Source organism: Symmachiella dynata, from assembly GCF_007747995.1.
Lineage (GTDB): Bacteria > Planctomycetota > Planctomycetia > Planctomycetales > Planctomycetaceae > Symmachiella > Symmachiella dynata.
This window is the reverse complement of record NZ_CP036276.1, coordinates 2796578-2811379: the sequence shown is the minus strand read 5'-3', so window position 1 is coordinate 2811379 and position 14802 is coordinate 2796578. Positions and strand designations below refer to the sequence as shown.

11 protein-coding genes and 1 tRNA gene are annotated in these 14802 nt (G+C 56.2%); 5 read left to right on the top strand and 7 right to left on the bottom strand.

Going from position 1 to position 14802, the window contains the following annotated elements:
- Positions 1 to 376 precede the first annotated feature (376 nt).
- On the top strand, positions 377 to 1174 hold the full coding sequence (locus tag Mal52_RS10870) for a glycosyltransferase family 2 protein (RefSeq protein WP_231962602.1): 798 nt from the start codon (positions 377 to 379) through the stop codon (positions 1172 to 1174).
- Positions 1175 to 1411: 237 nt separating this feature from the next.
- Here Mal52_RS10870 and Mal52_RS10865 read toward each other — a convergent pair whose 3' ends face one another.
- The 3 genes from Mal52_RS10865 to Mal52_RS10855 all read right to left on the bottom strand — a co-directional run bounded on the left by Mal52_RS10865 (position 1412) and on the right by Mal52_RS10855 (position 5874).
- Positions 1412 to 3925 carry a BamA/OMP85 family outer membrane protein gene (locus Mal52_RS10865; RefSeq protein ID WP_197534818.1) on the bottom strand — a complete coding sequence of 838 codons (2514 nt, stop codon included), beginning with the start codon at positions 3923 to 3925 and terminating at the stop codon, positions 1412 to 1414.
- A gap of 434 nt (positions 3926 to 4359) precedes the next feature.
- Positions 4360 to 5064, bottom strand: a complete 705-nt coding sequence (locus Mal52_RS10860) for a hypothetical protein (RefSeq protein WP_145376106.1) — start codon at positions 5062 to 5064, stop codon at positions 4360 to 4362.
- A 153-nt stretch (positions 5065 to 5217) separates the two neighbouring features.
- Positions 5218 to 5874: an RNA polymerase sigma factor gene (locus Mal52_RS10855; RefSeq protein ID WP_197534817.1), complete on the bottom strand. Its 657-nt coding sequence runs from the start codon at positions 5872 to 5874 to the stop codon at positions 5218 to 5220.
- Between the two features lie 424 nt (positions 5875 to 6298).
- Between Mal52_RS10855 and Mal52_RS10850 the strand changes: the two genes are divergently transcribed.
- Positions 6299 to 6874, top strand: a complete 576-nt coding sequence (locus tag Mal52_RS10850; protein WP_145376104.1) for a DUF447 domain-containing protein — start codon at positions 6299 to 6301, stop codon at positions 6872 to 6874.
- A 122-nt stretch (positions 6875 to 6996) separates the two neighbouring features.
- Here the strand turns inward: Mal52_RS10850 and Mal52_RS10845 are convergent, their stop codons facing one another.
- From Mal52_RS10845 to fae, 4 genes are all read right to left on the bottom strand, one after another.
- Positions 6997 to 7422: a hypothetical protein gene (locus tag Mal52_RS10845; protein ID WP_145376103.1), complete on the bottom strand. Its 426-nt coding sequence runs from the start codon at positions 7420 to 7422 to the stop codon at positions 6997 to 6999.
- Between the two features lie 111 nt (positions 7423 to 7533).
- Positions 7534 to 9426 carry an alpha/beta hydrolase family protein gene (locus Mal52_RS10840; protein ID WP_145376102.1) on the bottom strand — a complete coding sequence of 631 codons (1893 nt, stop codon included), beginning with the start codon at positions 9424 to 9426 and terminating at the stop codon, positions 7534 to 7536.
- A 296-nt stretch (positions 9427 to 9722) separates the two neighbouring features.
- Entirely contained in the window at positions 9723 to 10586 is an 864-nt protein-coding gene (locus tag Mal52_RS10835) for an NAD(P)-dependent methylenetetrahydromethanopterin dehydrogenase (protein ID WP_145376101.1), read from the bottom strand.
- A 219-nt stretch (positions 10587 to 10805) separates the two neighbouring features.
- The gene (gene fae / locus Mal52_RS10830; protein ID WP_145376100.1) at positions 10806 to 11303 is read right to left on the bottom strand and encodes a formaldehyde-activating enzyme; all 498 of its coding nucleotides are present in this window, start codon (positions 11301 to 11303) and stop codon (positions 10806 to 10808) included.
- A gap of 277 nt (positions 11304 to 11580) precedes the next feature.
- On the opposite strand from fae, the gene Mal52_RS10825 reads away from it, so the two are divergent.
- From Mal52_RS10825 to Mal52_RS10815, 3 genes are all read left to right on the top strand, one after another.
- The gene (locus Mal52_RS10825; protein ID WP_145376099.1) at positions 11581 to 12765 is read left to right on the top strand and encodes an ATP-grasp domain-containing protein; all 1185 of its coding nucleotides are present in this window, start codon (positions 11581 to 11583) and stop codon (positions 12763 to 12765) included.
- A gap of 135 nt (positions 12766 to 12900) precedes the next feature.
- Complete coding sequence (locus Mal52_RS10820) at positions 12901 to 14253, top strand: mandelate racemase/muconate lactonizing enzyme family protein (RefSeq protein WP_145376098.1); 1353 nt, start codon at positions 12901 to 12903, stop codon at positions 14251 to 14253.
- A 435-nt stretch (positions 14254 to 14688) separates the two neighbouring features.
- Positions 14689 to 14762 (top strand) — tRNA-Cys (locus Mal52_RS10815).
- Positions 14763 to 14802: the final 40 nt, after the last annotated feature.

The following is a 14802-nucleotide window of genomic DNA, read 5'->3' as shown; positions in this document are numbered from 1 at the left end:
AATTATTGCAAAGACTTCTGTTGATCCACCCAAATACGTCCACCCAGGCAAATCGCCCTCCCACAAAAAACCATATTGTTTCGTATCACAAATCACACGGGCACGTTGTCCGGTCGGGATCGCACAGTGCGACCGCAAGCGGTCGGTTTGGGATTTTTGATCTCACCCCGAAAAAATCTGTGTTTAATCTGTGTTCAATCTGTGGCTAGAGAAAAAACAGCCACGCCTGGTTGGGGTTCTACCGCACTCAGGGTGGCTGCGGCGGTAGCCTTTCGAGCACGGTGACTATAGGATACAGATCGAAACGTCCGACTTCTCGTTTCCGCACATCTTGTTCGCGGGTCCATTCAATTCTATTTGCCCGAAATACTCCCCCATGCCCACACAGACTTCCATGAGTAATCCCCAGACTGCGCCTGACGAAAAAACAGGCCGCGTTGTCGCCGTGATGCCGGCCTACAATGCCGCATCGACGCTTCGCAAAACCTTAGCCGATATTCCCGCCGGGACCGTCGACGAGATCGTGCTGGTCGATGACTGTAGCAGCGACAACACCGTCGAACTCGCCCGCGAATTGGGGCTGACGGTGATTGAGCACGAACACAACCTGGGCTATGGCGGGAACCAAAAGACCTGCTACCGCTACGCCCTAGAACAACAGGCTGAGTTTATCGTGATGATCCATCCCGACTATCAATACGACAGCCGCGTGATCCCGCTGGCGGTGGAGATTCTGCGGCTGGGAATCTGCGATTGCGTACTCGGCTCGCGGATTCGCACGCGAAAAGAAGCTCTGGATGGGGGCATGCCGCCGTACAAGTATTTCGCCAATCGGCTGCTGACGATTGTTGAGAATATCGCACTGGGGCAGAACCTGGGCGATTTCCACAGCGGCTTTCGCGCCTACCGCCGCGAAGTGCTGGAGACCATCCCGTTTGAGCGCAATTCCGATGACTTTGTCTTCGACAGCCAATTTCTCGCGCAGGCTGTCCGCTTTGGATTCAAACTGGGAGACATCCCGGTTCCGGTCCGCTACTTTGCCGAAGCCTCAAGCATTAACTTTCAGCGCAGCCTCAAATACGGCATCACTACGTTGGGCGTCTTAACGCAGTATTGGGCGCACAAACTACGACTCAGCCGCAACCCGCTATTTCAACCAACCGATCGGGTATAGACCGCCCGCAGCCTGCAGAATCGGAATTTCCACTGTGTCGAATAGGTTGATTCGCAATAAGTCAATGAGCACACCAAAATCGTGGGGTGCCACTGGCGGCTCGTCCGCCAGTGCGGTGGAAGGGCGAGTTGTCCATGCGAATCGACGACAAACGACAATCGACAAACGCACTGCTGGGCAAGCCAGCAGTGGCACTCTAAACGTGAACGAAGAGCGTACTAACCCGGCGCTGTCGCATTAGTTAAACACACCGAAGTAGAACGCGAACAGCTGTCGGTCGTCGTACGGTTGGTCGGCCACAGGTACAGCCCAGTCGAGGGCCAACGGCACGGGGCCCAAGGCGGGAACTGTGATTCGCAGACCGGCACCGACCGAGGCTCGGAAGTGGCGGAAGGTGACGTTTTCTTCAACCGTACCAAAGTCGGAGAAGACGACCGCTTGCACGCTGTCGTTGGCCATCAACGGCACCATGTATTCCACCGTTCCCAACGTCAGGAACTCGCCACCGACCGTTACGTCGAACTCACGTGGTGAAACGCCGCGAAAACGGAAACCACGAAAGCTTTGGTAACCACCGGCATAGAACTTCTCGAAGATCGGCGTATCTTCGCCGGTGTATCCAAATTGGCCCCGCAGAGTCACGATTTGACGACCACTGCCATCGGCACGCGATCCGACTTGAAAGTACTGACTCCCTTCGAGTTCAAATTTCGGGTAACTGTAATCGCCAAACGCCTGCTCATAGGCCGCTTCGACAAAGTGCCCTTCGCTCGGCAAGAATGCCGCATCACGTGTGTCGTGTGAAATGCTTGTGCGTACGGTCGACAGAAAATTGTTGCCCACTGCTTCTTCCAACGAGGGGGGTGTCGGTACGTCGGGATTCGAGATTTCCACATCTTCCAAACGAAACGCCGTCCCCAGGGACCATTCGCGATCGAGCTGCATCCCCAGTGTGACGCGGCCCCCTAAACGTTGTTCATCCCAGTCGTCATAAATCCGATTGAAGAAGAATCCGCTGACTCCAAAGCTCACATCACGGTCCAGAAACGTAAACGCATAAGGATCACGCCAGTTGGCCAAATACCGATTCACGACCGTACCAGGCACAGCTTCCAAACGGAATTGCTGACCCGCTCCCCGCCAGGCCCGTCCGGACCAGATGTCATCCCAACTGGTGGGGGGACGCATAATATCGAAATTGCGTTCATCCAACACCACGGATCCAACCAATCCGCTGTCACTGTTCACACCAGCACCGATCATCAACCGGCCGGTCTGTGCCTCTTCTACGCCCACTTCCAAGTCCAACATCCGAGGATTGACCCAGTTTGCCGGGGGAAGTGATAACGATTCGCCAAAGGGATCCCCTTGGGGGCTGTTGTTGATAATTGGATTCTGCGCCGGCGCGTCGGTGTATTGGGCGCGAATCACCTCCCGCGCAGCGGTTTCGGTCTGTTCATCGTCAATTTGTTTGACTTCCAACGAGGGAGGAGTCCCCGGTTGGCCTCGGCCGGCAAACAACTGAGAGCCTTCTAATCGACTTTTTGCCAATTTCAACACGGCCGGATCGGCCAAGTCGCCCGGTTTGATCGGAATGCGATCTAAGACGGTCGATTCCTTGGTGGTCGGATACTCACCTTTGAATTTGACAATAATTTTATTGATGCGATACGGCTGATCTTCGTTGACGTCAAACACCAAATCCATCTTGCCCGGTTCGTCGTAATACTTCGACCCGGTATTCACGACGGCAAAAATCCGGCCCAACTTGCCGTAGGCCGCCTTGATCATGGCGATGTCGGCGTTCAGTTTCCGTTCGTCGAACTCATCCCCTTCGCGCAGTTTCAGTTGTTCGCGAAAGGTCTCCTCAGCAATCACGCGGGGTCCGTTGAAGCGGATTTCGCCGACTTTGTAGCGAATGCCTTCATCGATCGTATAAGTGAGCTGCACCTTCGAGCCATCCTTGGACTGCTTGACGTCGTTTTCGATTTTGACATCAAAGAATCCCAGGCTGAAATAGTATTCCTTCAGGGCGACGATATCGTCGGGAATGGTGGCCGGGTCAAATTTGCCGCCGAAGAATCCCAACTTACGTGTTTTGGTCACGACTTTGGTTCTCAACAACGGTCCGGAAAAGAAATCGTTTCCTTCGAATTTGATTTTGGTGACAACCACCTTGGGACCTTCATCGATCAGAAAGATCACTTCGCGGTCATCCTCGTGGTCCCCCTTCTCCAAAGTCACTTTACAGTGAATGAATCCTTTTTCATGGTAATATGATTCAATGGCCCGCACCGAATCACGGTTCAAGCTAACGTCGAAGGCACTTCCTTTGCGCAGATTCGTAATCGCCGCAAGCTGCTTGGTTTTGATTTCCTCGTTGCCTTTGTAGACCACGTCCTGCAAGATCGGCCGTTCGCGGACATTGAACACCAACACGTAACCATCGCCATCGTCTGTCTCTCGGAGTTTCTCCTTCACATCGATGAACCAGCGTGTTTTGTGTAATGATTGTACTTCGGCGCGGATTTGTTGCGCGGTGACCTCTTGGTCCGGGCGGATCTTAATTTTGCGGGCGATCGCGTCGACGGGAATGGTGCGGTTGCCTTCCACTTCCACGCGACGAATCTTGAGCAGAGTTTCGCCACCCACGGTCCTAACCACTTCTTCTTGTGCGGCGGCGACGCGCAATCCCAAATCCGGCGAGACCGAACCCGCCGTAACAAACACCAGCACAGCCAGAGCGCACAACCCAGCGCACCGTCGGCGCCCTAAAGTTCGCCTGCCGTGGGTGTCAATGTGGACACCGTTCATTTGCTATATATTCCCACAGGGCGGACTAGCCGCCAACCAAACGAGCAGAGACCGCACCGTAGCTAAAACCTAGCTATGATGATGCCGCTGATGCTTGTGAAGATGTGAACTCGATGTGAAATCGCAGAAGTGTTGAGAGAATCAGACTGTCGCGAGGCTTGAAAAATGCGAGACCGTCGCGTCCATTTCACCATGCGGACCGAGCCGTCATGGCAAATTGCACACAGGCCCCGCGCATCAAACCGCGGAGAGTGGAAGGTAAATACTCGAATCGGACGATACCGGCAAGCCGAAATCGGCGCTAGCTGAGCCAATTTTTGCGTCTCAATTCGAGATTGCGAACTGAGATAGGCAAATCGGTTTGTGCGAACTCAGCACGCACGATTTTGAGAGGCGCGGGCCGCCATTTGCCAGCGAAATGAGATGCCGGTCGAGACATGCGCAGCCCCCGGCGTCGTCTCCCAATGACCTCCCGCTTCCACCGGTTTGGCCGGTTGCAATTTGAGAGGATCTTGCGCGTCGCGGCGGACCGGACGATCCAATAGATGGCAGACGTTGCAAGATAGCACCACTTCGTAGGCGCTGATCTCGCGGTTGGTTTCATCTCGTTTAGCGAGCATGGCCACGCTGGTCCGGGTACAGGTCCCCAGTGCCGGGCCGCTGGCACGGTATTGCCGTGGAGGTTGTGCATTCGAGGTGTCGTCTTGTTCGGCCAGGAACATGGCCAGGGCGAACATCGGTGCCAACAAGGCGACCGCCAACCAGCGATTGCGACGCGTCCGCTGCTGCCGATTGCTGCGCGCCGATAACCCGCTCGCCGCCTCTTCCGCCACACGCACCGCCTGCTCGGTCAAAAACGGCTGCGACTGTGTCGCCGGGTTGGTGACGTTTGTGGAGAACTCCCATGCCGACGTCGACCAATCTTGCGCGGCATCGCCCGTGACAAACCGCAGCGCCGGTTCGAGAATCTCCGCCATGTCACGACAACGCGGACAGTGATCGAGATGATCCTGCAATGCGGAATCGTCGCCGGTTTCAGGATCGGTCAGACATTCAAAGGCTTGGTCACAATTCATCGCTCTTACACCGCTCAATGATTTCGGTTGGGAAGCACTATCTGTTTCGAGATGTATTCTTACAAGTCGTTTCAAAACCCTCTGACGCGTTTCACTGACACTGATCTGTACGTTTCGAAAACAAGCACAACCGGGTTTTGAAACTGGTTCTATTCAATTGAAAGGCCCGCGCCTCGGCGGACCCTCGTCGTCGTTTTGCAATTGCCGCGTCAATTCCCGCAGGCCATTGCGGACACGCACCTTGGCTGTACTGACTGCACTCTCCATGGCCGCGGCGATCTCGTCGAATTTCAAACCGGCAAAAAACCGCAAACGGATCGCGTCTCCTTGCGGTTCGGGCAGTTGGGCAATCATCCGTAGCACATTTTGACGTTGCTCCGTCTCCAACATCTGTGCCAATCCGCAGTCGTGCGAAACCGGTTCCCGAACTCCGGCGGTCCCTGGTTCGCTTTGCCCCCGTTCGGACTGAAACGCTTGTGTCAGTTCCTGCCCCTTCGCAGCACGGCGTTTCCATTGCCGGCGGCAAAGATTCAGCAGGATCGTCCACAACCACGTCCGAAACGCAAAATCAGGATTATAGGTCGCCCGCGCGGCATAAGCGGCCAGAAACGCCTCCTGCACAACATCCTCAGCCCACTCGCGATGCCCCAGTTTACTCCAAGCAACATGCAACAGCGGCTCGCGATAACGGCGCACGAGTTCGTCAAACAAGGCGACGTCACCCGTTTTCACCCGCTGCATGATTTCCGCATCATCAAGTCGCACAGCCACACCCGCACCGCTTGGATATTTGTCAATTCCACAACACATCCAGTCTAACATCCCCCCCACCCCCCCGCCAGCCGAAGCCGCCGTGACAGTGGTTTCTCGGAAATTAGCCACAGATTGAACACCGATCAAACACAGATCCTGGGAGGTCGGAAAAGAAAGCCCAAACCGACGGCTTGCCGTCGTACACAGCAATCCACGCCAAAAGTCGCAGAATGAAATCCAACACAAAAATACAAACTTTCAATTTGACGAATGACGAAGCCGGTGTCGTTGCATTTCGGACTGGAACCTGCCCGCTCATTGACGTGAGATTTTTTCTATCTCGGAATCTGTGTTTCATCTGTGTTCAATCTGTGGCTAAGAAAACCCCTCGGCTAACGTCAGGCTTTCGCAGCGACAGAGGTTGTGCGATGATTACCCTCCTCTTCGACAAATAACCACAGACCGGACCGGTGGAACGCGGATGATTTTGGAAGGTATTGTTACGACGTTGGATCAGGCGGGGCGACTCAATGTGGCTCCGATGGGGCCGATTGTGGATGAGGCGATGTCCTCGTTCGTTTTGCGGCCCTTCAAGACGTCGCAGACTTATCAAAACCTCCGCCAACGCCCGCAAGGCGTGTTCCATGTGGTCGACGATGTGTTGTTGCTGGCCGAAGCCGCCATCGGACTCCCCACCGCTCCGCTCGTCACGCGACCGGCCGAGGTGATCGAGGGAACGATCCTAGAAGACGCCTGCCGTTGGTATGAATTCGAAATCGACGACTTCGACGATTCCCAAGAGCGGACCACTCTCCGAGCGCGGGTCGTGCATACAGGCCGCCTCCGCGATTTCTTCGGCTTCAACCGCGCCAAACATGCGGTTTTAGAAGCAGCAATTTTGGCAACCCGCGTACACCTGTTGCCGGCAGCAGAAATCGCCACACAGATGGACGCATTGGCCATCCTGGTCGAAAAGACCGGCGGCGACCGAGAACGAACGGCCTTTACGCTGTTGCGGGATTACATCGAAGGGGCGGAAGTCTCCGAGGATAGTTGATCAGCGGCGTGTAAGCGACCAGTAGGTCATGCTGTGCATGACGAATCGCGAAAGAGCGACGTTTCTCCAAGCATCGTCATGCACAGCATGACCTACTAGGACTGCGGAGACAGCACACGGGCTTACCAATCGGGGAACGCCTTCTTGACCCATACATGCGCGATATGGTCGCGTTCCTTTTGAAACTCATCATTGGTCACAGGAATCGCGCGCACCTTTTTTTCGAGATTCGTCAGCCAAAACGCGGTTACGCCGTACAAAGAGCAGACGAGCATCGCGATGAAGAAAAAAATCCGCCCGTAGAGAATGGTGCCGGCGACCGTGGTCAGCAGCGTCAGACCGATCAAGGCTAAACCCAGCAAAGCCCCATGCATCTGCACGCGCACTTCAGCCTTGAGATCATACAAATCGTCGTAGGACTCGATACAAGGCACGTCACGCAACAATCGCTTGAGTCGGAGGCCGAAGACGATCGCCAAGATGTTGGACATGACCATCAGACCACTCATCAACGCGACCAAGCCAATCGCTAATCGTAAGTCCGTCATCAAGTGACCTCCGCGGAAAAGAAACGCGACCGCCAGCATCGGTGCATACGGCGATGACCGTATTCTTCAAGATCCGCCTCCCGAACGCAAATTAATTCTGCACGAAGGCGATTATTTCTCCGCCTGCCCCATTGCCCGCAACTGCGGCAAATCAAAGTACTCCAGCAAACCGAAGCAATACGTCTCCGGTGTGCGATTGTATTTGCGGCCTTCGCGGAGATAGGCTTTGAGCGTTTCCGGCAATTCAGCGGCCTCCACGGCGGCGATCTGGTTCTCTGCATCCAACGCGTCAGCGCAGAGTGCGGCAAGACTGCTGCGTGGGCCGCGGGCCAGCACTTGGAGGCTTTGGGTTTCGAAATGCTGATTCGCTAAACGGACGGCAGCCAGAATCTGACTCGCTTGGATACCCAACGGCCGCGCGCCGACCGTGGCGATCAACTGAGCATGTTGATAAAGCGAACCCGGCGGCTGCGCCGCTCCCATCAGCACCGGATCGAAACTGACAACACGCTTGCCCTCGCCGGCTAATTTTGCAATCTCGTCCGCATGATTGGCAAACCCGCTATCGGCGATGAACATCACCGACTCGGTGAAGTTTTCCGGAGCAACCATGACAGCGGGCAGACTCCAGTCATCGTCGCGGACCAAAACACGGCTGACAGTCAGTTCGCCCACGGTTGTCGGTTCCCCCTGAGGTTCAGCCGAAATATTGCGATCTTCCCAGCGGAGAATTTGTTTGAGCAGTTGCCGTCGTTCGTCCGCTGTGCCGGTCAATTCGCGCGGCAGTCGCTGCGCGACCTCTTCGGCCAAGACGCGAAAATTGGTGTTGTTCGCCGGCACACCGACGGTCAGTTCCTCGGCGGTCATAATTTCATCGTTCGAAGCAATCTCCGCCGCGTCGCCGTTCTCCAGCGACCAATGTTTGGTCAAAAATCGGTACAACTGCTGCCGGTTGTCGAGTTCATAATTGTGTGTGCCGGGGTCGGTGTTTTCATAATACTCAAACGCATCTGCGGCCCCCGCCTGCTGATAAAACGGGACGACCGGTTCATACGTGTTTGGGCGGACGGTGGGGGACTTGAAGCAACAATTGTCGGTGCGATTATAAATCAGCAGCGCCGGCCGCGGCGTGAGCAAGGCGGTCAGGTGCACGTAGTCAGCATACTTCACCAGATCGGTCGGGTTTTGTTCCAAATCACCGATGCTGTCGTGGTGGATGACGCGCTGCGTCAATGAACTGTATCCGGCAACCGGGATCGAGACTTTGATCCGCGTGTCGAGTGAACTGAGGATGATCGTTTGCCAACCGCCGCCAGACAGCCCCGTCATGGCAACGCGATCGAGATCAGCGTGCGGTTGACTCGTCAGCACATCCAAGCCCCGCGACATCGCCAAATAGAACACGCTCAACCCGCTCACGCCGCACAAATCGAGCGTCGCCAGATCGTCGTGCGAATAGGCCGAACCCCGCAGCTCTCCCATTCGCAGCCATTCGGTGTTCAGCGCCAGGATGCCCCGTTTGGCCAGATTGATGCAGCGGAGCTGTTTGTAGTCGGCCGACTTGCCGTTGCTGTCGTGCCCATTGACGTTGAGCACCGCCGGCACTTTTCCGTCCAACTTGTCCGGTTCATACAACAACGCCGGGATCCACAGCCCCGGTAATGCTTCGTAGCGGAGCTTTTTGATTTTATAACCGTGGCCCGTTTCTATCACATCCAGCCACTCCACCCGCGGCTGGCCCTCCCGCCACTTGGCCGGCACCCCTTTGAACACGACCTCCTCCAGCACCTTTAGCCGCAATGCCTCGGCATCGCGTTGCCAAGCCTCAGCGGAATCCGCCTGCTGTAACTTGGGAATGCGTTTGACTACAAAATCTGCTGCTTGCTTTGCCGATTGCTCCGACGTAAGAATCGGCTGCTTGAGCGCCGTTGCCAGATCATCCGCCGCACAAACGTGAACAGATTCCAAAGCCACAGCCAGCAGTACCAACAAAGTCAATCGCATAACCACGTTCCCCTGTTGTAGGATGCGTCGCGACGCACCTTTGCATGTAGGACGAGAGACGCATCTGTTGCAAAAAAAGGCCTCGCGCAGAGACGCGGAGTCGCAAAGAAGAAAAGAAGGAAACCATCGTAAACCCGCGATTATGAATCAGCAGTACCAGTTCCCAACTAATCCGCACACGACCAACCAGCGTTAAACAACACCTTCCCCTCTCAAGCCAACTCTCTGCGCCTTGGCGTCTCTGCGCGAGGCCTTTTCCTTAGCAGAATTAGCAGAACGCGCCGTCCCGAAACCTTTTACTGCCCGAGTTCTCGTCCAATTTCATAAATCGCCGCCGTATCCAACACGTGAGCATTGGATTCAAACAACCGTCGTACAGCGGCTTTGTGGATTCTCATTTTGAGGCCGCCTACGCCGATCGCGCCGTAACAGATCACGCCGTCGACTTCTTTGCCCGTATCCATCATGTCGACGCCCTCCAATCCGACCGGCGGCACGGCGTTGAGGTCGATGGCAACTTTGAGCGCATCGAGCGAACCGCGTTGTTCGGCGGAAAGGAATTGTACGCCTGCTGCCCCAGCGGCGATGATCAGTCCGGCCCCGTCGCAGGCCTGTATGGTTTCCGCATCGTTCCCGGTAGCGACCGGCGTGAGTTGTGCGTCTTCAACCTGCGCGCGAATTGCCGCACACGCTTGTTCAGCCCGTTCGACCGAGCGCGATGCTAAACGAACCTTCGCCCCCAAGCCAGCCAAAATTTGTGCCGCCCGCAATCCCACCGGACCGGTCCCGCCCAAGACCAACGCCTCACTGCCTGCGGGGTTCAAATGCCGTTGGGCACACAGCACGGCGGCGGCGGCGGTCGTGTTGGAGCCGTTGGAGTCCATCATCACTGAGACCCGTACCGGCCCAAAATACGTTTTTTGCACCTTGGCCAACACCGCTTCTCCGGCGGACACGTCACTGCCGCCGACAAAAATCGCCGTGCTCTTCAGGTCCTTCGGTCCACGAGTGAACATCGCCCCATGCACGAGTGGTTCGGCATTGTCGACGGTGATGCCGCCATAACTAAACAGCTGGTCAACCTCGGAATCAACGGCAACCACGCGGTCAAAGGTACTCGGCTGCGGGTCGGTATCAAGTTGGATCAGAATGCGTTTCATGGTGAATAGCAAATCGTATTGTCGAGTCGAAAAGGGGTGCCACTGGCGGCTTGTCCGGCAGTGCAATACGCACGGCCAAATGAAACACTGCTGGACAAGCCAGCAGTGGCACACGGTGAATGGAATCCACTCGTCTTTGACCGCGCAATTAAAAAGCGGAGCACCGCGCCAAGGCGATACTCCGCTTCGCAGAGTTTTCCAATTTACGCCGTGACCGCGTTACACACCCGAGAACGGATGGCTGGCGGCGCCTTTTTTGGCGACCATTTCGTCGGCGCTCGGCTCATTTTTCATAGCGCGGGCGATCGATTCCTTGGTGGCGGCGTAGTTGTATTCGTAGATCTTCTTGTCGTCTTCGGCTTCCCAGTGGATGAAGACACCGCAGACAATCACCAGATCTTCGCATTGATCTTTGGGGATCACACCTTCTTCGACGCTATCAGCCACAGCTTTGGCGACGGCGTATTGGGCGGGGCCGAACATTTGCACGGCTTGCTTGGCACCCTTGATCGTGACCTTGGTGATCATTACGGTCGAAGGTTTGACGGCCAAGTTCGGTTCGAGCACGGCCAACAAGTTGCTGTGTCCCATCGACTGATCAGCCAATGCGCTGGCAAACGCCGCACCGACCGGACCGGTTTTGTCACCGATCAACAGATCGATATGGGCCACTTCATTTCCTTCGCCGACCAGCGATTCTCCAACGTACATCGACATAAGCTTCTCTCCTAAATTTGACTGTGGCGTCGTATCATCAGTTTCGTACAACTAGAAACAATAATCCTAGCATGGCGCGCCAATCTTGCGTTCGACAAACGAAAACAGCTGTGGTGACAACCACAATCCGGCGAGACCGGGCTTTCGAAAGAAAGCAAAATCTTCTGCTAACGCAGTGACGACCTGACATGAATCACAAAAAAAGCAGTGTTACTCCGGCATCTATACCAATTCAGACCCCGGAATTCCAGTATCGCAGACCGCCAAAACCACACCGATGCCCAAAGAACGTTCCCCAACCAATCCACAGCCGCTGCTGATTTGCGGCGCCAGTACCCGTGCAGCCGCTTTCTCGGCTCTCCGCGCGGGCATCGGGCCGGTCTGTGCGGACCTGTTTGCCGACACCGATCTGGCCCGCGCCGCCACGGTGGTGCGCATTCCCCGTTACCCCGATGATATCGCCGCTACCGTTGCCCAATTACCGCCGGCAGATTGGCTCTACACCGGAGCATTGGAAAACTTTCCCCAAACCGTCGCCGACATCGCTGCGCAACGGACGCTGCTCGGCAACAGCCCCGCCACATTGGCCCGCGTGCGCGATCCGCTCGCCTTGTCGCACCACTTGCAGGAACAGGATTTCCCCGTGCTTCAGGTCCGCGCTCATCGAGATCAACCGGAGCCGGACGGAACATGGGTCTGCAAACCGCTGTTCAGCGCCGGCGGCACACGGATCAGACGTTGGAACATCGCTGCCGCTGTTTCGTTGTTACGGCACCCCCCGGTCTATTTTCAACGCCGGGCTGACGGAGAGGCCTATTCCGCACTGTTTATGGCGTTTCCCAGCGGAGCGGAACTGATTGGCATCACACGGCAATTGGTCGGCGTGGCGGAGTTTCATGCCACACCCTTTGCCTATTGCGGCTCGATCGGCCCCACCACGCTGCCGTACGCCGTGGAACGACAAATCCAAGAGATGGGACAAACGATTGCGCAGTTTGGAGAAATGCGAGGCTTGTTTGGCTGCGATTTTTTATGCGATGGAGCCACCGCCTGGCTGACGGAAGTGAATCCCCGTTACACCGCCTCGGTCGAGGTCTTTGAGCGGTGTTGGGACCTCCCCCTGCTGGGATGGCATTGCCAGGTCTGCCGTGCGGACGCAGCTTCTGCTGAAACGGAGAAAACGACCCGCGACGATTTTCGCCGGCAGGTTGCCGTGTCCCGCGTTGAACAAACGGGCGTCGCCGCCAAGGCAATTGTTTTTGCCCCGAATGCTTATGCGGTCCCCGACCTGGAAAGCCGTTTCGCCGTTTCGCCACTTCCCTGGTCACCCCAAATCGCCGACATCCCAGCACCGGGTAGCACGGTCGAGGCGGGGCATCCTATTTGTACCGTTTTCGCCGACGGGGCAAACGATGACGATGGTTTCGCGCAACTTGTGAACCTTTCGAAAGCAATCTATTAACGAGCGATGCACCTAAGTCAGGCGGAAATAGCTGATTCCGTTAACATTTCTTGATCATCCGCGCGCCTGTGGTTAAGATCAGACAGTCCGATTTCCCCAATTCTCGCTGAGTTTGATTTCACCCGCATAGGAACCATGTCAAAGTCCACCGACGTCAGGATTCTTGAAGCCCGTTGTACATTCGAATCATTGGACTTCCGCACGCCGCTGAAATTCGGCGGGCGCGTCGTGGAATCGACTGAGTTGATCAATGTCGAGGTCGACGTGGAAAGCCGGGACGGCCGGGTGGCCACCGGGTTCGGCAGCATGCCGTTGGGCAATATCTGGGCTTGGCCTTCGGCTGAGGTCACGCCGGATCAATCGGCGGCGGCCATCAAAAAAATGGCCCAACAAACCGTCGAACTGGCCGAAGCCTATCCTGAGTTCGATCATCCGCTCGACACGATCTACCGTCTGTCCGGCGAATACTCGCACATGGCCGGCAAGATCGTCAAGAAAATGGACATCGCCGGCGAATTCCCCGAGCTTGCGCAAATGGTCGCTGCCAGCCCGCTCGATGCCGCCTTGCATGATGCCTACGGCCGTGCGGCGGACATGAATAGCTACGACATGCTCTCCGAAGAGTTCATGAACTACGACCTCGCCGAATATCTCGACGAGCAGTTCGAGGGAGAGTATCTGGATCAATACACGCTCCGCACACCCAAACCCAAGATGCCACTGTACCATCTCGTGGGCGCTCTCGATCCGCTGACCACAGCCGACGTCCAAGAACCGATCGGCGATGATCTGCCGGAAACCCTTGAGGAATGGATCGCCGCCGACGGGTTGACGCATCTGAAAATCAAACTCAACGGCGACGACCTCGATTGGGACGTCGCCCGCGTGGCCGCCATCGATCAAGTGGCGGCACAGGCGCAAGCAGCACGGGGTTGCAACGAGTGGTTTTACTCGCTTGATTTCAATGAGAAATGCGCCGACGTGCAATACGTGCTCGATTTCCTGGCCCGCATCCGCGACCAACGGGGCGAAGCCTGGGACCGCGTGCAATACATCGAGCAACCGACGCACCGCGATCTCAAAGCCAATCCCGAAAATCGGATGCACGAAGCGGCCAAACTCAAGCCGGTCGTCATCGACGAATCGCTGATCGACTACGATGCCCTGCTGCTCAGCCGCGAACAAGGTTATTCCGGCGTCGCGCTCAAAGCCTGTAAGGGGCACACCGAAGCCCTGTTGATGGCCGCAGCGGCACAGAAAATGGAGATGTTCCTCTGCGTGCAGGATCTCACCTGCCCAGGTTTCTCCTTCCTGCACTCCGCCAGCCTGGCCGCCCGCATCCCCGGTGTCGCCGCCATCGAAGGCAACGGCCGCCAATACTGCCCCGCCGGCAACAAACGCTGGGCAAAACTCTTCCCCGCCATGTTCAAAATCACCGACGGCACAGTAGCCACATCCGAGCTGGACGGTCTGGGACTGGGGTTTTGAGAGACCCTCTAGCTGCTACGTATTAGGCAGAAGGGCATCATTGCAGGTGACCGTGCGCCACGAATCCGCGCCGCAATAAGCGCATTCGTTTCAACGAGTTCCACCCCTGAAAGTGTCGCAATCCCTAAAGTCCCCTCGCGAGAATGACGAAGTATGTTCCTGTCAGCAACGGTGACTTCGACACGGGTCGAACCGAAACCGTGTGACCCAGGTCCTTACTGTTCCTGGAGAACTGTTGATACCGGCAGCGGACTTTGCGGTGAAGAACGGGGCAGAAACAGCCCTCTAAACTACCCAGGTTTCGCAGCTAACGTTTTCAGAAAATTTTGCCTGCAACAGGGTTGACCCAAAACGGGAAGAGTTCCTATCCTGCTCGGCAGATCGCCCTGAAGAGAAGACGACCCAAGAAAAAAACGACTCAGAACGATTCAACAAGGCGCCGTAGCCAAGTGGTCCAAGGCAGCGGATTGCAAATCCGCCATTCGTCGGTTCAAATCCGACCGGCGCCTCTACTTAAACCCCTGCTGCAATTCATTTTGCGGCAGGGGT